This window comes from Pseudoxanthomonas sp. (assembly GCF_027498035.1).
Taxonomy (GTDB): Bacteria; Pseudomonadota; Gammaproteobacteria; order Xanthomonadales; family Xanthomonadaceae; genus Pseudoxanthomonas_A.
Map to the genome: position 1 here is coordinate 4178529 of NZ_CP114978.1, position 19071 is coordinate 4197599.

The 19071-nt window shown below is 67.2% G+C and carries 18 protein-coding genes and 2 pseudogenes; 10 read left to right on the top strand and 10 right to left on the bottom strand.

Annotated features, from left to right (window positions below):
- The first annotated feature begins 75 nt into the window (after window positions 1–75).
- Complete coding sequence (locus O8I58_RS18630; protein ID WP_298319402.1) at window positions 76–2550, top strand: DUF3772 domain-containing protein; 2475 nt, start codon at window positions 76–78, stop codon at window positions 2548–2550.
- Between the two features lie 26 nt (window positions 2551–2576).
- Here O8I58_RS18630 and O8I58_RS18635 read toward each other — a convergent pair whose 3' ends face one another.
- Complete coding sequence (locus O8I58_RS18635) at window positions 2577–3260, bottom strand: hypothetical protein (protein WP_298319404.1); 684 nt, start codon at window positions 3258–3260, stop codon at window positions 2577–2579.
- Between O8I58_RS18635 and O8I58_RS18640 the strand changes: the two genes are divergently transcribed.
- Together O8I58_RS18640 and O8I58_RS18645 are read left to right on the top strand one after the other, a co-directional pair.
- Window positions 3192–3944, top strand: coding sequence for a hypothetical protein (locus O8I58_RS18640; protein WP_298319406.1), 753 nt, complete (start codon window positions 3192–3194; stop codon window positions 3942–3944). The genes O8I58_RS18635 and O8I58_RS18640 overlap by 69 nt on opposite strands.
- 291 nt (window positions 3945–4235) lie before the next feature.
- Entirely contained in the window at window positions 4236–4850 is a 615-nt protein-coding gene (locus tag O8I58_RS18645) for an HD domain-containing protein (RefSeq protein WP_298319408.1), read from the top strand.
- Window positions 4851–5115: 265 nt separating this feature from the next.
- Here O8I58_RS18645 and O8I58_RS18650 read toward each other — a convergent pair.
- A pseudogene (locus tag O8I58_RS18650) lies at window positions 5116–6358 on the bottom strand (TIGR03862 family flavoprotein).
- 106 nt (window positions 6359–6464) lie between these two features.
- Between O8I58_RS18650 and O8I58_RS18655 the strand changes: the two are divergent.
- A complete protein-coding gene (locus O8I58_RS18655; RefSeq protein WP_298319409.1) occupies window positions 6465–8072 on the top strand; it encodes a serine hydrolase in 1608 nt (535 codons plus the stop codon).
- Window positions 8073–8078: 6 nt separating this feature from the next.
- On the opposite strand, the gene O8I58_RS18660 is transcribed toward O8I58_RS18655, so the two are convergent.
- Together O8I58_RS18660 and O8I58_RS18665 are read right to left on the bottom strand one after the other, a co-directional pair.
- Entirely contained in the window at window positions 8079–8654 is a 576-nt protein-coding gene (locus O8I58_RS18660; RefSeq protein WP_298319411.1) for an NADPH-dependent FMN reductase, read from the bottom strand.
- A gap of 37 nt (window positions 8655–8691) precedes the next feature.
- On the bottom strand, window positions 8692–9129 hold the full coding sequence (locus tag O8I58_RS18665; protein ID WP_298319413.1) for an FKBP-type peptidyl-prolyl cis-trans isomerase: 438 nt from the start codon (window positions 9127–9129) through the stop codon (window positions 8692–8694).
- 60 nt (window positions 9130–9189) lie between these two features.
- On the opposite strand from O8I58_RS18665, the gene O8I58_RS18670 reads away from it, so the two are divergent.
- Both O8I58_RS18670 and O8I58_RS18675 read left to right on the top strand, forming a co-directional pair.
- A complete protein-coding gene (locus tag O8I58_RS18670; RefSeq protein ID WP_298319415.1) occupies window positions 9190–9555 on the top strand; it encodes a DUF6164 family protein in 366 nt (121 codons plus the stop codon).
- 164 nt (window positions 9556–9719) lie between these two features.
- Window positions 9720–10460, top strand: coding sequence for a sulfurtransferase (locus O8I58_RS18675; protein WP_298323190.1), 741 nt, complete (start codon window positions 9720–9722; stop codon window positions 10458–10460).
- Between the two features lie 15 nt (window positions 10461–10475).
- On the opposite strand, the gene O8I58_RS18680 is transcribed toward O8I58_RS18675, so the two are convergent.
- Complete coding sequence (locus O8I58_RS18680) at window positions 10476–11576, bottom strand: GGDEF domain-containing protein (protein WP_298319417.1); 1101 nt, start codon at window positions 11574–11576, stop codon at window positions 10476–10478.
- A gap of 86 nt (window positions 11577–11662) precedes the next feature.
- Between O8I58_RS18680 and O8I58_RS18685 the strand changes: the two are divergent.
- The 4 genes and pseudogenes from O8I58_RS18685 (at window position 11663) to O8I58_RS18700 (ending at window position 14433) form a co-directional block, all read left to right on the top strand.
- Window positions 11663–12336, top strand: a pseudogene (locus O8I58_RS18685) (glutathione S-transferase).
- A 58-nt stretch (window positions 12337–12394) separates the two neighbouring features.
- Window positions 12395–13408, top strand: coding sequence for an LLM class flavin-dependent oxidoreductase (locus tag O8I58_RS18690; RefSeq protein WP_298319419.1), 1014 nt, complete (start codon window positions 12395–12397; stop codon window positions 13406–13408).
- A gap of 67 nt (window positions 13409–13475) precedes the next feature.
- On the top strand, window positions 13476–13886 hold the full coding sequence (locus O8I58_RS18695; RefSeq protein ID WP_298319421.1) for a hypothetical protein: 411 nt from the start codon (window positions 13476–13478) through the stop codon (window positions 13884–13886).
- A gap of 16 nt (window positions 13887–13902) precedes the next feature.
- Window positions 13903–14433 (top strand): GNAT family N-acetyltransferase, encoded by a 531-nt coding sequence (locus O8I58_RS18700; RefSeq protein ID WP_298319423.1) that lies wholly within the window; start codon window positions 13903–13905, stop codon window positions 14431–14433.
- Here O8I58_RS18700 and O8I58_RS18705 read toward each other — a convergent pair.
- The 5 genes from O8I58_RS18705 to minD all read right to left on the bottom strand — a co-directional run bounded on the left by O8I58_RS18705 (window position 14417) and on the right by minD (window position 19064).
- Entirely contained in the window at window positions 14417–16402 is a 1986-nt protein-coding gene (locus O8I58_RS18705) for a M2 family metallopeptidase (RefSeq protein ID WP_298323192.1), read from the bottom strand. The genes O8I58_RS18700 and O8I58_RS18705 overlap by 17 nt on opposite strands.
- 297 nt (window positions 16403–16699) lie before the next feature.
- Window positions 16700–17368 (bottom strand): YrbL family protein, encoded by a 669-nt coding sequence (locus tag O8I58_RS18710; RefSeq protein WP_298319425.1) that lies wholly within the window; start codon window positions 17366–17368, stop codon window positions 16700–16702.
- 42 nt (window positions 17369–17410) lie between these two features.
- A complete protein-coding gene (locus O8I58_RS18715) occupies window positions 17411–17842 on the bottom strand; it encodes a hypothetical protein (protein ID WP_298323195.1) in 432 nt (143 codons plus the stop codon).
- A gap of 155 nt (window positions 17843–17997) precedes the next feature.
- The gene (gene minE, locus O8I58_RS18720) at window positions 17998–18252 is read right to left on the bottom strand and encodes a cell division topological specificity factor MinE (RefSeq protein WP_298319427.1); all 255 of its coding nucleotides are present in this window, start codon (window positions 18250–18252) and stop codon (window positions 17998–18000) included.
- Window positions 18253–18254: 2 nt separating this feature from the next.
- Window positions 18255–19064: a septum site-determining protein MinD gene (gene minD / locus O8I58_RS18725; RefSeq protein WP_298319428.1), complete on the bottom strand. Its 810-nt coding sequence runs from the start codon at window positions 19062–19064 to the stop codon at window positions 18255–18257.
- Window positions 19065–19071 lie beyond the last annotated feature (7 nt).

A 19071-nucleotide genomic window follows, 5' to 3' on the forward strand; every position in this document is an offset into this window, starting at 1 on the left:
CTTGGCAGGCGGGAAACGGGGTCTGCTCTATCATCGCGACCTGCGCGAGTCCCGCGCTTTTGCCATGACCTCGCCGTGCCCTTGAAGAATCGCCTGACTGCCGGATTCCGGCCTTATCTGCTCGCGCTGCTTCTCCTGCTGCAGCTGGGCGTCGTGGCCGTGGCCCAGACCCCCGCACCTGCGCCCGGTTCGGATGCGGCCATCGATGCGATCGAAGGGGCGCTGGACAAGCTGCAGGACCAGAAAGACGCCGCCGAGACGCCCGATGTCCTGCGCACGCTGGGCGACCAGGTGGCCGATCAGCAGCGCCAGGCCGATGCCCAGGCTGTCGCACTGCAGCCGCAGCTGGACCAGATCGACGAACGCCTGAAACAGCTGGGCGAAGTGACCCCCGGCAGCAAGGAGCCGGCGGATATCGCTGCCGAGCGCAAACAGCTGCAATCCAGTCATGACCGCCTGGACGGTGCGATCAAGCGCGCCAGGCTGCTATCGGTGGAAGCGCAGCAGCTGGCCGCGGAGATCGAAAAGATGCGCGCCCAACGGCAGGCCGAGCAATTGTTCGCGCGCGTCGAGTCGCCGCTGTCGGTGACGCTGTGGAAGCAGATGGGCCAGGCGCTGCCGGACGACCTGCAGCGTGCGCGTGCGTTGGGCGATGACCTTCGGCACAGCGTCGGCGATGCGGTCGCAACCCACGGCCGCGCGGCGCCGCTGGCCGGTGCGATCATCGCCATCCTGATCCTGTTGCCCGGCGCGCTGGGACTGCGCTGGTTTGGCCAGCGCTACGTGATCCAGCGCGCCCCCGGCAGTCGGTTGCGGCGGTCGGCGCTGGCGGTGTGGATCCTGACGGTGGGCACGATCATGCCGACGCTGGCGGCGTGGGTGCTGGTCGAATCGTTGCGTGGCATCGACGCGATTCCCGCCGACCTCAGCGCGCTTGCGGACGGGGTCGTGCGGGTGACGTTCTTCGCGGCCTTCGTCGGAGCAGTCAGCGTGGCGCTGCTGTTGCCCAGGCAGCCGTCCTGGCGCCTGCTGCCGTTCGACGATGCCACCGCGGTCAAGCTCGGTCGCTATGCCTGGCTGACCTCGATCGTGGTCTGGTTGAGCGGCCTGCTGACCGAGATCAACCGCACCGCGCGCACGACCACGGTGACCACCGTGGTGGTGGATGGCGTGATCGCGCTGGTGTTCGTGGCACTGGTCATCGCCATACTGGTCAGCCTGTTGCGTATCCATCGCGGCCCGGTTGAAAGTGAGCTGGCAGAAGGAGGGCGTGCAGCGGCATCCGTGCCGGTCGAGGCGCCGCTCCGTTCCGGTGTGGTGGTGCTGATCTCGCTGCTGGCACAGCTCGTGGTGGCTGCAGCACTGGTGGGCGCGCTGCTGGGCTATGTGAACTTCGCGCGTTTCGCCACCAGCCAGATCATCTGGGCGGTGGTGGTCTGCGGTGCCGGTGGCGCATTGATGATGTTCGTCGACGACGTGTCGCAGTGGCTGTTCAAGCCGGACAGTCGCTTCGGCAGGGCGACCAATGCCGCGCTGGGCCTGCGTGCCAGCCACATGGAACAGGCCGCGGTGCTGCTGTCGGCGGTGCTGCGCCTGTGGCTGGCGGTGGTGGTGATCGGTGCGCTGCTGATGCCTTACGGGGCCAACCTCTCGGGCGTCACCGGCTGGATCGACCAGGCGAGGCAGGCCTGGAAGATCGCAGGCGTGCCGGTGGAGCCGGTCGGCGTCTTCAAGGCGATCGTGGTGGTGGTCATCGGGATGAGCCTGGTCAAGGCCTCCCAGCGCTGGCTGACCAAGACCTACCTGCCGCGCACCGAGCTGGACATCAGCACCCGGGCCTCGATCGCGGCGGTGATGCGTTACCTGGGCATCCTGGTGGTCGGCCTGTGGGCGCTGGTGCCGCTGGGATTCGACCTGGCCAAGCTGGCACTGGTGGCCAGTGCACTGTCCGTGGGCATCGGCTTCGGCCTGCAGGCGATCACCCAGAATTTCATCTCGGGCCTGATCCTGATGGCCGAGCGCCCGGTCAAGATTGGCGACTGGGTCCGCATCGGCGATGCCGAGGGCGATATCCGCCGCATCAACGTGCGCTCCACCGAAATCCAGGTCAGCGACAAATCGACCCTGATCGTTCCGAACTCGGAACTGATCACCAAGACCATCCGCAACATGACCATGGCCAGCCCGCTGGGCCGGGTGCAGTTGCAGTTCCATGTGCCACTGGGAACCGACGTGGCACGGGTGCGCGAACTGCTGCTGGCGCTGTACGCCGCGCATGAAGGCGTGCTGACCGATCCGGCGCCGTCGGTCTACATCGACTCGATCGCCAACGGCATGGTGGCGATCAACAGCTACGCCTACGTGCAGAGCCCGCGCCTGGTCTATGCCACGCGCAGCGAGCTGTTCTTCCGCCTGCTCACGGCGCTGGATGACCAGCACATCGCGCTGGCCACGCCGCAGGACGTACGCATCATCGGTGCCGTGGCCGACAGGCCGGGGCCAGCTTCCGACGACACGCCTGGGCTACATCGGGACGTCGACCCGGCATGAGCCGGGCCGATGCCTGAAGGCGCGGCTCAGTTGTTCAGCAGGGTCAGTCCCAGGATCGTGCCCAGCACCGCACCCAGCATCACGTAGCTGCCATTGCTTTCGCGGGTGCCGTAGCGATAACGGTTGTAATAGCCGTCTTCATAGCCGCGGCGGAAGCCTTCGCGGAAGTAGTGGTTGTAGGTGCCCTGGCTGACGTAATAGCCGTAATAACCATAGTTGGCGTCCTGGTAGGCGTACGGCGTGTCGTAGCTGAAACCCCAGCCGTCCTGGCGGTCGGCGCGGCCGGCTTCGAAGCCTTCGTTGTAGCCATAGTTCACCGCCTGGCGCAGCAGGTCGGCGCCATAGCGGTTGGTTTCGTAGAACACGCCGCCCCAGCCATAGCGATAGCTCGCCGGCGTGGAGTAGTAGGGGTCGCGGTTGTAGTCGTAGCCGCGTGCCTGCCAGCGTGCCTGCTGCGCATAGAAGCGGCGGTAGTAATCCTGTTGGTAGCGGTACTGGGCGTGGCGGCGCTGGCGCTCCAGGTCGCGCGTGCGCTGTTCGGCCAGACGACGGCGTTCGTCCTGACTGCGACGATATTGATCGGCACGCTGGCGTTCGTCGCGGATGCGTCGCTCCTGCTGGTCGCGGCTCAGGCGCTGCAGTTGTTCGTTGCGGCGGTCGTCGCGATCGTTACGGTCGGCAGTGGGGCGACGCGGGGTATCGCGCGGCACGGGATCGCCCATGCCCGGAGGCAGCGGTCCTTCGTTGCGCGATGGCGCGCGGCGGTCCTGGCCCGGTTGCTGGGAAGCATTGCGCTGTTCCAGGCGCTGGCGCTGGGCATCGTTGTCACGGCGCAGCTGCAATTCGCGCAGGCGCTGCTGGTCAGCGCGATCGTCGTCCTGCCTGCGTTGCTGCTGCCCGGCCAGTTGCTGTTGGCGCTGGGCCTGCTCGCGGCCTGCATCGCGCTGCTGCTGATCGCGACGCTGTTGCAGGATCTGGTTGCGTTGGTCGGCCTGGCGGCGCTGCTCCTGTTCGGCTGTCTGCTGGCGTTGCGCCTGTTGCTGTTGATTGCGCTCGCGCAGCTGGCGCAACTGGTCCCCGCGTTGCTGTTCGCGCTGGTCGGCTTGCTGGCGTTGCTGTTCCGCGCGCTGCTGGGCTTGGGCACGCTGATCGTTCTGGCGCTCCTGCTGTTGCTGGCGCTGTTGCTGCTGCGCGCGCATGGCATCGGCACGCTGGTTGTTGCGCTGCTCGGCCTGCTGGCGTTGCTGGTCTGCGCGTTGTTGCGCCTGCGCTTTCTGTTCGTTCTGGCGGTCCTGTTGCTGGGCGCGGTTGTCGTTCTGCTTCTGGCGCGCCTGTTCGGCGCGCTCGCGCATCATCGCGCCGCGTCCTTCGGGTTTGTCCTGTGCCTGCAGTGATGCGACGCTGCCGAGCAGCAGCACGCCGGCGAGGGTAGTGGTGAGCGCGCGGGGCGCCAATGAGCGGAGCGGGTGCATCGTCGTCGTCCTGGTCGACCATCGACCCCTGTTGAATGTGTCCATTTATTGCAGGTTTGCATGAATGCCGCATGAGAAAAAATCGCACGGGCAGGCGGTATTCCGGGGTTCCAGCGTCGGAAACGGTTACAACGCACAAGGCCAGCTAAATGCGCGGTGGGAACGGCGAAGGCGGCCGCGGTGTAGGCTGCAGCCGCACCCAGGAATGCCCCCATGCACGCTGCCATCCTCCGTCTTCCCGAAGCCCAGCGCGCCGCGCTGGAAGCCGCTTACGCAACGCCGCCGCGGGCGTACCACAATTTCCAGCACGTGCTGGAAGTGCTGCGCCACTACGACACCGTGGCCGACGGACCGGGCTGGTACCAGCCGCGCGAGGTGCAGCTGGCCGTGCTCTACCACGATGCGATCTACGAAGCCGGGCGGGGCGACAACGAAGCGCGTTCGGCACGGCTGGCGCAGGAACAGATCGCACACTGGTCGCCGGAGATGGGCATCGACGCGGCGCGCGTGGTGCAGTTGATCGAACTGACCGCCCGCCATGGCAGCCTGGCGCCGGCCGATGTCGATGCCGAAGCGGCGTTGTTCCTCGATTGCGACATGGCGATCCTGGCCGCCTCACCCGAGGCCTTTGATGCCTACGACCGTGGCATCGCGCAGGAATACGGAGCGGTGGTGCCGGGCTGGATCTTCCGGCGCAAGCGGCGGGAGTTCCTCAAGGGGCTGCTGGCACGCGAGCGGATCTACCTGAGCGATTTCTTCCATGCACGGCTGGATGCGGCGGCGCGGGCGAACCTGCGACGGGTCACGCGCGGCGGGCTGCCGTCCTGACCCTTTGCGGCGGTGAACGCGCGGCGCCCGTCGCTGTGCAAATGCGTATTCCGGGTGCTGGTGATCGTGGGCCCGTATCGGTTTTCCTTGTCGCTGCAAGGCTTGCGGCGGATGGGCTGAACGCTGTCATCCAGGTTAAGCGGATGCGTCACCGGGCTTGAACACTGGCATGGCCAAGATACGCCCACGTCCGCTCCCGCCGGGGCTGAAGTTGAACTTCCTTCCGGCCCGTGCGGACGACCAATCCGGCCTTGAAACGCTTGCGTTACCGGCCTTGCAGCCAGGCCGTCGCGCCCTTCGCGGCGCGGCGGCCGCTCGCAAAACATGCGGTCAGCAGATAGCCCCCGGTCGGGGCTTCCCAGTCCAGCATCTCGCCGGCACAGAACACGCCCGGCAACACGTCCAGCATCAGCGATACGTCCAATGCCTCCAGGCGGATGCCACCGGCGCTGCTGATGGTTTCGGCGACGGGGCGTGCGCGCTGCAGGGTCAGCGGCAGGCGATGAATTGCATTGGCCAGCTGCGCAGGATCGTTGCGTGCGGCGGTCTCGGTGACTTCGAACACCAGCGCCGCCTTGGCGCCTTCGATGCCTGCGGCGCGGCGCAGGTGCTCGCCGACCGAGCGGCCCTTGCGCGGGCGTGACAGGTCGGTCAGCAAGCGGTCCAGGTCGCGGCCGGGTGCCAGATCGAGTTCCAGCCGCGCGCTGCCGTCGCGTTCGATGGCCTCGCGCAGGTCCGGGGCGATGGCGTAGATCACGCTGCCTTCGATCCCGGATTCGGTCAGCACGCATTCGCCCTGCTGGGCGTGCGCGTTGCCTTGACGCATCGCGCCAGTGCGCGATCACCGGTTTGAGCGGCGCACCGGCGTGTTTGGCCATGTGTGCGCTGAAGGCGATGTCGAAGCCGCAGTTGGCTGGTTTCAGCGGCGCGACCTCCGCGCCGCGCGCGGCCAGCCACGGCTGCCAGGCGCCATCGGATCCGAGCTGCGGCCAGCTTGCGCCACCCAGGGCAAGCACGGTTGCATCGGCATTGATGTTGACCGGGCCTTCGGGCGTGTCGAAGTGCAATGCGCCTGCATCGTCCCAGCCGGTCCAGCGGTGCTGCACATGGAAGCGCACGCCTTGTTCCTTGAGCCTGCGCACCCAGCCGCGCAGCAGCGGCGCGGCTTTCAGGTCGGTCGGGAACACCCGGCCTGAGCTGCCGACGAAGGTCTCCACGCCCAGGCCCGCGGCCCACACGCGCAGTGCCTCGGCATCGAAATCGTCCAGCCAGGCGCCGACTTCGGCGGCGCGTTCGCGGTAGCGCGCATCGAAGGCCGGACGCGTTTCGGAGTGGGTCAGGTTCATGCCGCCCTTGCCGGCGATCAGGAACTTGCGCCCGACCGAGCCTTTGGCCTCGTATAGATCGACGGACAGGCCGGCGGCGATGGCGGTTTCAGCGGCCATCAGGCCAGCGGGGCCGCCACCGATGATGGCCAGGGTGTGGGTGTGTTGGGGTGCTGCGGACATCTCGCCATTATGAAGCCCCCGTGCGCATGACCGATGGCAGACCCCGCCGCGGCGGCATGCCGCTATCGTACGAGGCTGTCTTTTCCAAGAAATCGGGGAAACCTTGATGCGTGTGATGCCGATCCTTGCCGGGACGCTGCTCTCGGCCGGCCTGCTGGGTGCCGCGCCCGACGTGCAGGCGCTGAGCGTCGAACCGCCACCGGCGCAGTTGCAGGATTTCGACGCCTACGTCGACCAGGCACGCGAGACCTTCGATGTGCCGGGCATCGCCGTGGCCATCGTCAAGGACGGGCAGGTCGTGCTGGAGCGCGGCTACGGCGTGCGCGAACTCGGCAAGCCGGAGAAGGTGGATGCGAAAACGCTGTTCGCCATCGCGTCCAACACCAAGGCGTTCACCTCGGCCTCGATCGCGATGCTGGCCGACGAGGGCAAGCTGAGCCTGGACGACCGCGTGATCGACCACCTGCCGTGGTTCCGCATGTCCGATGCGAACATCACCCACGAGATGCGCATCCGCGACCTGCTGGCCCATCGCAGCGGCCTGTCGCTGGGCGCCGGTGACCTGCTGTACTGGCCCACGACCACCTATACCAACAAGGAGGTGGCCGAGCGCTTGAAGGACGTGCCGATCAAGGGCGGTTTCCGCTACCAGTACGCCTACGACAACATCCTGTTCGGCGTGGCCCAGCTGGTGGTCGAACAGGCCTCGGGCATGCCGTACAAGCAGTTCCTGCAGCAGCGTTTCTTCAAGCCGCTGGGCATGGACGACACGGTCTACAACAGCGATGACCTGAAAGCCGGCGACGACGTGGCGACCGGCCACGCCAAGGCCGATTTCAAGGATCTGCAGCCCGCACCGCGCATGACCTGGTCGAACGTCGGCGGCGCCGGCGGCATCTATTCCAGCGTCCACGACCTGTCCAAGTGGGTGATCGCCCAGCTCAACGGCGGCGTGATCTCCGGTGAGGGCGAGGGCGCCAAGCGCTTGTTCAGCGCCAAGCGCCAGGCCGACATGTGGACGATGCTCACGCCGATTCCGGTCAATGAACCTTCGGTGCCGGAGCTGGCCGCGACCAAGCCCAATTACTTCGGCTACGGCGAAGGCTGGATGCTGTCCGATTACCGCGGCCGCAAGCTGGTCTGGCATACGGGCGGCTGGCCGGGGATGGTCTCGCGCATCACCCTGGTGCCGCAGGAAAAGCTCGGCATCATCGTGCTGACCAACCAGGAAGTGGGCGCGGCTTTCAACGCCGTGACCCTGCGCGCGCTGGATGCGTACCTGGACGCGCCCAAGACCGACTGGAATGCGGCCTACGCCAAGGCCGTGGCCAAGTCGCAGGGCGATGCGGACGAAGGCTGGAAGAAGCACCAGGCTGCGCGCGATGCCAAGTCCAAACCGTCGCTGCCGCTGGCCAAGTATGCGCAGACCTACCGCGACGCCTGGTACGGCGACATCGTCGTTGCCCAAGAGAACGGCAAGCTGGTGATCCGCTTCTCCAAGACCCCGCAGCTGGTCGGTGACCTGACCCCGTGGCAGCACGACACCTTCGTGGTGCGCTGGCGCGAGCGCTGGCTCAACGCCGATGCGTTCCTGAGCTTCGACCTGGATGCCGACGGCAAGATCACCGGCGCCGGCATCAAGCCGATCTCGCCGCTGACCGATTTCAGCTTCGACTTCCAGGATCTGGTGCTCAAGCCGGTGGAAGCCGACTGAAACGCCCTACGGCGCGTGGAGGACCTTTCCGGCCGTCGGGGAAGGGGCCTGCGTTCCGGCACCACGCGCCGCCGCGATCTGAAGCAAAAACATCCTGACCTGGTCGGCGTATGCCGCCTCGGTCAGCAAGCGCCGGATCTCTTCCGGCGCTTGGCCGAGCAGCGGGATCCGCAGGAACGGATGCTCAAGAAAGCAGCTGCTCACCGTCGACAGGACACGGCGGAGCGATGCCAGCATGTCGTCCCCGCGATGGGACGCGTGCGCCAGGGCGATCGGCTTGTGGACGATCTCCTGCCTGGACACCAGCCAGTCGATCAAGTTCTTCAGGCCGCCAGGAATCGCGCGCACGTATTCCGGGCTGGAGATGACCACGGCGTCGGACCAGGTGATCTGTGCGGCGATCTCGAGGATCGCCGGGGGTGTCATCGACCCCTCGGCATCAGGCGAGAACACGGGCAGCGCATCAACCCGGTCGAACACACGGATGTCGAACCCGGCAGGGGCGATCTCCTGCATGGCGAGCAGCAGCGCGGTGTTCGTCGACTGCCTGCGGGGACTGCCCGAGATGGCGAGGAGTTTCATCTGGCGTTCCGTGTGACGCGGGGCATCACGCGATGCCTCAAGGTGCCTTGACGTCCAGCAGCTCCACGTCGAACACCAGCGAGGCGCCCGGCGGGATCACGCCACCGGCGCCGGCATCGCCGTAGCCCATGTCGGCCGGAATCAGCAGGGTGCGCTTGCCGCCGACCTTCATGCCGGCCACGCCCTGGTCCCAGCCCTTGATGACGGTGCCGCCGCCGAGCGGGAAGCTGAAGGGTTCGCCACGGTCGACCGAGCTGTCGAATTTCTCGCCGTGCTTGTCGGGCTTGGTGTCGTCGTAGATCCAGCCGGTGTAGTGCACGGTGACATTGCTGCCGGCAGTGGCCACGGCGCCGGTGCCGGGCGTGGTGTCGTTGACCTGCAGCGTGGCGACGCTGCCGTGCAGTTCGACCGGCGGCTTGGCCGGGGTGCAGGCCGCCAGCGCAAGCGCCAGTGCGAAGGGAGTCCACAGGCGCATCGCGCGCTCCTTGTTCGAGGTTGGAAGCGCGACACGGTAGCAGGCCGCTATCCTGTGCACATGGCCAAGCTCCTGCTCAATCTGCGCAATGTTCCCGACGACGAAGCCGACGAGGTCCGTGCGTGGCTGGTGCGCGAACGCATCGCCTTCTACGAAACCACGCCGAGCAGCTGGGGGATTTCCCACGGGGGCCTCTGGCTGGAAGACGACGCCGAACTGCCGCGCGCCAAGGCGTTGATGGCCGATTACCAGCAGGCCCGCGGCGAGCAGGCCCGCGCGGCGGCCGAACAGGCACGCCGCGACGGACAAGCCGACACCTTTGCCGATCAGCTGCGCCGACGACCGCTGTATGTGGTCGGCGTGCTGCTGGTGATCCTGGTGATCGTGGTGGTGACCCTGGCGCTGCCGTGGTGGCTGCTGGGCTGAGCGGGCTTTGTAGGAGCGCCCGAATCTTCGCCACTCCCGCCGCCAGGCCGCGTCCGGATTGGATTCGGCCGTCGTCCTCCGGACTGCGCGACTGAAGGCCCGGGGGGCGCCGCGCTGACCAGGGCGACGGCCTCCGATATGGGCGAGCAGCTAAAATGCGCGCCATGGTCCTGAATATCGCCGCTTACCACTTCGTCGCCATCGACGATCCCCGCGCCCTGGCCGACGCGCTCCATGCGCGTGCCGAGGCGGCTGGCCTGCTGGGCACGCTGCTGGTCGCGCCGGAGGGGCTGAACCTGTTCCTGGCCGGCGTGCCGGCCGCGCTGCGTGGCTTCCTGGACCAGGTCCGGACCGATCCACGCTTTGCCACGCTGCTGGTCAAGGAAAGTTTCAGCGAGACGCTGCCGTTCGCCCGGCTCAAGGCCAAGGTCAAGCCGGAGATCATTACCTTCCGCCACGACGGCACCGCGCCGGTCGGGCGCGAACGGGCACCGGCGGTGTCGCCGCAGGCCCTGGCCCGCTGGCTGGACCAGGGCCATGACGACGCGGGCAAGCCGGTCGTCCTGCTGGACACCCGCAACGAAGAGGAGTTCGGCCACGGCAGCTTCGCCGGTGCGCTGACCCTGCCGATCACCGACTTCACCGAGCTGCCCGACGCGCTGGCCCCGCACCGCGAGGCGCTGGCCGAAGCGACGGTGGTGAGCTTCTGCACCGGCGGCGTGCGTTGCGAGAAAGCCGCGCTGTGGATGCACGACACCGGCATGACCAACGTGCTGCAGCTGGAAGGCGGGATCCTGGGTTATTTCGAGCAGGTCGGCGGCCGTCATTACGATGGCGCGTGCTTCGTGTTCGACCAACGCGTGGCGCTCAAGCCCGACCTGTCACCGGTCGCGTCCGCGGACTGACGCGAAACCCGCGCGCTAGTTGGCGCGAAGCACGCGGTCGCGGCCTTCGCGCTTGGCCCGCAGCAATGCATGGTCGGCACGGCGGATCGCATCCTCCAGGCTTTCCTGGATGCGCACCTGGCACACGCCGGCACTGAAGGTGATCGGTCGTGGCGCCGGGACGGTCCGGACCGCTTCACACAGATCCTGAACTAGCTGCACCGCGGTCTGCTCGTTGGCGCCCGGCATCAACACCACGAATTCCTCGCCACCCAGGCGTCCGACGATGTCCTGGCGGCGACCGTGCCGACGCATCATGTCGGCGACCGAAGCCAGCGCGACATCACCGGCGGCATGGCCGAAGTCGTCGTTGATGCGCTTGAAGTGGTCCAGGTCCAGGTAGGCCAGCGCCAGCGGCTTGCGTGCCGCCCGGGTCAGGGTGAACACCTCGCGGGCGCTGCGGAACCAGCCTTCGCGGTTGAGCAGGCCGGTCAGCATGTCCAGCTCGACGCGCAGTTCCAGCTGGTTGCGCAGTTCGAACAGCTCCAGCGCGATCTGCAGCCGCTGGCGCCGCATGAACAGCCCCGCACAGACGCCCAGCACCACCGCGCCCAGCGAGGTCGTCCAGATTCCCGGCGGTGCCTGCTGCCAGGCCAGTAACCCGGCCAGCGGCAGGGTCAGCGCCGCGGCGATCAGCGCCGCGTCGCAGAGACGAACGCTCAGCGACAGCACCTGCACCGCCGCCAGCATCAGCACGACATGGACGAGGCTCATGCGTGCGGGCTCGACCTGCACGCTGAGGACCGTGCCGATGCTGATCGCGGCGAGGCCGATGATCGCCAGCAGGGTCGGAATATCCCCGTTGAACCAGCGGCGGCGAATGGCCACGCCCAGGCTCACCGTCAGCGCCGACAGCGCCAGTCGATAGGGCAGGCTCGTGATCGCCAGGTGCAGGTCCTGGGTCAGGTCGCGCAGGCCGCCGATCAGGAACAGCAGCGGCATGGACAGGAACAGGATCGCCACGTAGCGATGCGACTGCTCGCGTTGCTGCGCAATCAGCGCCCGACGCTGTTCCGGTGCCAGGTCATCGACCCGGCCGTTGAGCCAACCCATTCCATGTCGCCCCTGATTCGACATGTGCACGATATCCAAAAATAACTGTGACGTGGTGCAAATCAGGGGCCGGTTATCATCGGCCTGGCCCCCCTTGTCGGTAACCGACGATGCTGACCGTCCACCATCTGAACAACTCGCGCTCGCAGCGGGTGCTGTGGCTGCTCGAAGAACTGGGCCTGGACTACACGGTGGTGAACTACCAGCGCGATCCCCGGACGCTGCTGGCTCCGCCGGAATTGAAGAAGATCCATCCACTGGGCAAGTCGCCGCTGGTCGAGGATGACGGCCGCCTGCTGGCCGAATCCGGCGCGATCATCGAATACCTGGTCGACACCTACGATGCGGCCCGCAGCCTGGCGCCCACGCCCGGCACCGATGCCCACCTGCGCTACCGCTACTGGCTGCATTACGCCGAGGGGTCGCTGATGCCGCCGCTGCTGGTCACGCTGGTGTTCAACCGCATCCGCAGCGCGCCGATGCCGTTCTTCGCCAGGCCCATCGCCCGTGGCATCGCCGACAAGGCGCTGGCCGGTTTCGCGCGGCCGCAGGTGAAGCTGCACCTGGACTACCTGGAAGCCGAACTGGGCCGCAGCCAGTGGTTTGCCGGACAGGATTTTTCAGTGCCGCCGACATCCAGATGAGCTTCCCGCTGGAAGCGGCGCAGGCGCGGTTCGGCTTCGACGGCCATCCGCTGCTGGCCCGGTTCATCGAACGCATCCACGCCCGACCGGCCTACCAGCGCGCGCTGGCCAAGGGTGGCCCGTACGACCTGCTGAGCTGAATACAGCGTCGCACTGGCAGGGGTGGAAGCACGCGTCGATCGCCCGCATCTTTGGGCCATGAGTACATCGATCCCGACGATTCCCTATTCCGTGCTGGACCTGGCGCCCGTGTGCGAAGGCAGCACCCCGGCCCAGGCCTTCGCCAACACGCTGGACCTGGCGCGCAACGCCGAACGCTTCGGCTATCACCGCTACTGGCTGGCCGAGCACCACAACATGCCGGGCATCGCCAGCGCCGCCACCGCGGTCCTGATCGGGCACGTGGCCGGTGGCACTTCGACCATCCGGGTCGGCTCGGGCGGGGTGATGCTGCCCAACCACGCGCCGCTGCAGGTGGCCGAACAGTTCGGCACGCTGGCCTCGCTGTACCCGAACCGCATCGACCTGGGGCTGGGCCGCGCGCCCGGGACCGACCAGCCCACTGCGCGCGCACTGCGCCGCTATTTCGACGGGGCCGACCAGTTCCCGGCCGACGTGACCGAGCTGCTGCGCTATTTCGCCCCGGCCCAGCCGGGTCAGCTGGTTCAGGCCGTGCCGGGTGCGGGCATCGACGTGCCGGTATGGCTGCTGGGCTCCAGCCTGTTCAGCGCGACCCTGGCCGCGCAGCTGGGGCTGCCGTTCGCGTTTGCCTCGCATTTCGCGCCCGATGCGATGGACCAGGCGTTGGCGGTGTATCACCGCGACTTCCGCGCCTCGCGCCATCTGCAGCAGCCGTACGCGATCCTGGCCCTGAACGTGATCGCCGCCGACACGGACGAGGAGGCCAAGCGCCTGTTCACCACCGCCCAGCAGAGTTTCGTCAACCTGCGCCGTGGCCGTCCGGGCCTGATCCCGGCGCCGATCGATGACATCGAGGACTTCTGGCAGCCGCATGAAAAGCTCGGCGTGCAGAACGCGCTGGCCTGCAGCGTGGTGGGTTCGCCGGCCACCGTACGCGCCGGCATCGCGGCCTTCATCGACCGCCATCGCCCGGACGAGATCATGATCGCGGCCAACATCTACGACCACGCCGCGCGGGTGAAGTCCTACCGCATTGCTTCCGAGGTGATGGCTTCGGCGCAGGCGGCCTGAACCGATCGCGGGACCGACGGGGCGCGAAGCGGTTAACCTAACGCCATCACGCAGTCGGTCTCATGTCATGTCGATCACCTCCAAGCAGCGCCGCGATGCGCGCAAACGCCGCGAAGAACGGGCCCGCAACCAGGCCGAAGCGGCCGCCGGCCCGGCGTCCCCGATCGAACCGCATGCCGAACTCCGTGACGCCCAGAAGCAGCTGCTGGCCGGCATCGTCCGCCGCGATGGCCAATGGGTGCTGGGCATGAACGGCCGCATCGCCGGTGAATCGGACAGCGCGGCCAACGTGCTGGCCCTGATCCTGCGCGCGGCCGAGCTGCACGACCGCGCCGGCACCAACGTGCGCCTGGTCTATTCCGACGACCTCAAGCACGCCGCCCAGGCCGAGGCGGCCGCGCAGGGCATGACCTTCGAGCAGTTCCAGCAACAGTTCACCGCCAGGCTGCAGGACGGCGAGCGCGCCGAGTCGCACTGAGGTGACGGTCCCGGCCATGGCCGGCCCGCGCGTGGTCGTGCGTCGCCTGTGCCGCAGCGATGCCGCCGCGCTGCTGGTCGCGCATCGTGCCAGCACGGCGCTGCATCATCCCTGGGTGTCGCCCTGCCTGGAGCAGGCGGGCTTCGATGCCTGGTTCGCCAGGACCCTGGGCCAGGACTACGTCAGCCTGATCGCGTTTGAAGCTGTCGGCCATCGGGTCGCAGGTGTTTTCAACTGCAGCCAGATCAGCCGCGGCAACCTGCAGAGCGCCTACCTCGGTTATTACGCCTGCGCGCCCTTTGCCGGCACCGGCCTGATGGGCGAAGCGATGCCGCAGGTGCTGGCGCATCTGTTCGACGTCGTCGGCCTGCATCGCATCGAAGCCAATATCCAGCCCGACAACCAGCGCTCCATTGCCCTGGCGCGCGGTGCCGGCTTCCGCCTGGAAGGCTATTCACCGCGCTATCTGAAGATCGACGGCCACTGGCGCGACCACGAACGCTGGGCGCTGCTGGCCGACGAGGTGGGCGTCAGCGCTCCGCCGTGATGCCGTCTGCCGCGGGCACCTGCCAGCCGCAGGTCTTGCCTTCGTTCTGCTGCTTGAGCCAGGCCTGCAGCGGCTGGAAATATTCCAGCATCGGGGCTGCGTCCATCCGGTCGCTGCCGGTGAGCGATTTCAGCGTGTCCTGCCACGGCTGGCTGCTGCCCTTGCCCAGCATTGCCCAGAACTTCTGCCCGGCGACCTTGTTGCCGTAGAAGCTGCACTGGTTGAGCGGGCCGGTGTAGCCGGAGGCATCGCACAGCGCCTTGTAGAACTGGAACTGCAGGATGTCGGCCATGAAATAGCGCATGTACGGCGTGTTGGCCGGCACGTGGTACTTGGCGGCGGCGTCGAAGTATTCCTCGCCACGCGGCGTGGCCGGCGCCACGCCCTGGTACTGCGCCTTGAGCTGCCACCACGCGGCGTTGTAGTGATCGGGCTTGATCGAACCATCGAACACGCCCCAGCGCCAGCGGTCGATCATCAGGCCGAACGGCAGGAACGCGACCTTGGCCAGGGCCATGCGCATCTGTGCGTTGACCAGGGCTTCCTCGCTTTCTGCCTGTGCCTTCACCAGGCCGATCGACGCCAGGTACTTGGGTGTCATCGCCAGCACGATGGTGTCGCCGATGGCCTCGTGGAAGCCGTCGTTGGCTCCGCCCTGGAACACCGGCGGCTGGCTGTTGTAGGCCAGGTCGTAATACAGGTGGCCCAGCTCGTGATAGACCGTGGTGAAGCTTTCCTCGTCCGGCTTGATGCACATCTTGGTGCGCACGTCGCCGGCCATGTCCAGGTCCCAGGCGCTGGCGTGGCAGACCACGTCGCGGTCGCGCGGCTTGATGAACTGCGCTTTCTGCCAGTAGCTTTTGGGCAGCGGTGGCATGCCGAGCGAGGTATAGAAATCCTGTGCGCGCGCGGCCATCGCCTTGGCGCTGGCAAGGTCCGCGGCGTGGCGCAGGTCGGCAACGCGGGCGATGGCCTCGTCATACGCGCGGCGGCTCATGCGCGCGCGTTCGTCATCATCTGGCGCGTGGCCCAGGGCCTGCAGCTGCGCGGCGTAGTTGGCATCGCGCGCGCCTTCGAACGGGTCGTCCAGGTCCAGCCCGGCGTCCTTGAGCGTCTTCTCGAACTGGCCGTCGTCCTGCGCCTGCAGCGCGCCGGTGATGTCCAGTCCGCCGGCCTGCGGATACGGTTGCAGGATGTCCCACAGGTTGCTCCAGTCCTGCTGCCACATGTTGCCGAGCAGGTGTGCCGGCAGCAGACCGCCATCGACCTGGCCGCGCATCCCGTAACGCGCTTCCAGCTTGCTGCGGGTGTAGCAGTGCAGCTGTTCGTACAGCGGCTTGACCTGGCCCCACAGGCGGTCGGTTTCGGCGCCGATCTCGCCCGGCGCCATGTCGTAGCCGCTGCGCCACAGCTCGCCGGCATCGGCAAAGCCCATGTCGTGCGCGCCTTCATTCGCCAGCTGGACGAACTGGGTGTAGCTGTCGCGCATCGGTGGCGCAATCGAATGCCAGCCCTGCCAGGCATCGAGCTGGGTGTCGTAGTCGCGGCTGTGTGCGAGCACCTCTTCCAGTGCGCCCAGCTGGCGGCAATTGCGGGCCTGCCCTTCGCCGGTGCAATAGCGGCCGTTGCCATACGTGCCTTCCAGCTGCGCGGCGATCCGGGTCAGTTCGGCCAGCTTGGTCGGGTCCTGCGGCGCCGGCATGGCGGTCATCAGCTTGAGCAGGCCGATCGCACGCGCGGTCTGTGGCGGCATCTGCTTGCCTTCGAAGCGGCGCGACTGGGTGATCCAGGCGTTGAGCTGGGTCAGGGCGCGTTCGTTGGCCTTGGCCGCCACGCGCTGGCTGTCATCGTTGATGTAGGTGGACGAGAGCCATTGCGCGGAGTTCACTTCCGGCGATTGTTCGCGCAGCTGCGCGTTGACCCGTTCGATGAAGGCCTCGGGCGTTTCGTCCTTCGGTGCCTGGGCCACGCCGTCCCTGGGCGTGTCGTCATCGGAGCCGCAACCGGATAGGGCAAAAAATGAGAGGCCCGCGGCGATGGCGAACACAAGATGACGTGGCTTCACGAGCGCTTCCCTGGCGATAGGCAGCCCGCAGGCTAGAGAAGCCGCCGTCGCCTCGCAAGGGTCGCGGGCCCGCATGGGGTTTGAACTTTGGGCGCATGGATAGCGACGCAGCCGCGAGCTGCGCTTCATCCCGCATGCCTTTCGCGCGACAACGCACCGGAGCGCGGGCGGGGCGGACGCTTCCGCCGAAGCGCGTTGTTCCTACGCCGGCAACGCAGCCCGGATGCGCTCGCGCAGGCGCTGGGCACGACGGCGGATCTTGCGCCTGGCCAGTGCGTTGAACCAGCGCGACAGCGGCACGATTTCCTTGCCGGACACGACCGACTTGGCGTCCACGCAGACCAGGCGTACGCCTTCGCCGTGCGGCAGCACCAGCAGGTTGCCTGCGTTGAGGTCGAACAGCGGGATGCGATGACGCAGCAGCCATTGCTCGAATGCGGTGACCGCCGCGCACAGCACCTCGGCCGGATACTGCGGGTGGTCGAACAGCAGCGCGTACAGGCTGGGCGCGGGTGCGCCATCGGCCAGGGTCACGCGTTCGCAGCACAGCGCCTGGCCATACACCGTGCGGAAGATGCCGAGCACCGTCGCCAGGTGGGCCTGCAGGTCCTCGGGCGGAAGCCTTGCGGACAGCTGCATCCAGGCCCGCAGCTCTGCATGGTTTTCATCGCGCTGGGGTTTGCGCACCGCCCGCCATCGCTGCACGCGCTGGCGCAGGCCCACGCGTGTGCGCTGGCTGGTGGGCAGCATGAATTTCAGGCATTGCCGGGTATCACGACGATCGACCACGCACACGCGATTGGCGCCGCGGCCAATCACGGTCATGTGGTTCCAGTCGTCGCCAGGCCGTGGGCCGGGAGTGTTGCTCATGCGCGTCCCCTCACGCGGTGTGCTGCCGGAAATGCGACAGCGTCAGTGCGGCAGGCCGCGTTCGGCCAGCCAGCTGCGCGCATCGTCCGCATCCTGGGCCATCCAGGCTTCGGTGGAGCCCATCCGGAACGAATAACCCCAGGCATCCATGTCGGCCATCAGCCGGGCGCGGCCCACGCCGGGCAGCTCGTCGGCCAGCACCACCTGCAGGTAGCAGGTGGCGTCTTCCTCGATGTCCGAATCGGTGGCATCGGTGTGGACCAGGGCGCGTTTTTCCGGCGTCAGCACGATCAGGTGGCAGGCTTCGTGCAGCATCGAATGCACCGGCGTATCGCTGCGCACATAGACGTTGTGGGCGATGACGCCGGCTTCCGGATCACCCCAGAAGCTGCCGGGAATCGGCACGCCATCGGGGACGCGATGCAGCGCCAGGTCAAAGCGCGCCAGTAGCGCCTCCATCACGCCGAAGTCCATATCGCGCACGCACAGCACGGTCTGCGCTGCGGCATCGCTGCCGGGCAGCGGCGGAGTGAATTCGACGAGGGACGAGGTGGTCTGCGTGGACATGGCGTGCGGGACTGCGATGACGGTCAGGTGCCGGCGCGGGCGTGGCGCCCGCGCCGGAGGGATCAGGCTTTGCCGTCGGGCAGGGCCACGGAGATGTCCAGCACGTCGTGGTCGCCTTCCTTGAGCAGGTCAACCTTCACCGCGTCCACGTCGATGTTGACGTACTTCTTGATCACTTCCAGCAGCTCGCGCTGCAGCAGTGGCAGGTAGTCCGGCGCGCCGCGCTGGTTGCGTTCCTGCGCGATGATGATCTGCAGGCGGTTCTTGGCGGTCTCGGCGGTGTTCTTCTTGGCCTTGAGGAAATCGAACATACCCATGCTCAACCTCCGAATAGCTTGCTGAAGAAGCCTTTCTTTTCAAGCGAGGTGAAGCGCATCGGACGGTCTTCGCCCAGCAGGCGCGCCACGGCGTCATCGTAGGCCTGGCCGGCCGGCGACTCCAGGTCAAGAATCACCGGTTCGCCCTTGTTGGAGGCGTTGAGCACGTCGCCGGACTCGGGAATCACACCAAGCGTCTTCAGGCCAAGGACTTCCTCGACGTCCTTGATGGAGAGCATCTCGCCGGTTTCCACGCGGCCCGGGTTGTAGCGGGTCAGCAGCAGGTTCGGGACCAGCGTCTTGCCTTCTTCGGCGCGGCGGGTCTTGGAGTCCAGCAGGCCCAGGATGCGGTCGGAGTCGCGCACCGAGGACACTTCCGGGTTGACCACCACGACCGCCTTGTCGGCGTAGTACATGGCCAGGAACGCGCCCTTCTCGATACCGGCCGGGGAGTCGCAGACGACGAAGTCGAAGCCATCGGCGTCCAGGTCCTTGAGGACCTTCTCCACGCCTTCCTTGGTCAGCGCGTCCTTGTCGCGGGTCTGCGAGGCGGCCAGCACGAACAGCGTGTCGAAGCGCTTGTCCTTGATCAGTGCCTGCTTCAGCGTGGCTTCGCCCTGGGTGACGTTGATGAAGTCGTACACCACGCGGCGCTCGCAGCCCATGATCAGGTCGAGGTTGCGCAGGCCGACGTCGAAGTCGATGACGGCGACTTTCTTGCCGCGACGTGCCAGGCCGCAGGCAATGCTGGCGCTGGTGGTGGTCTTGCCTACGCCGCCCTTGCCGGACGTGACGACGATGATCTCAGCCAATGGTGTT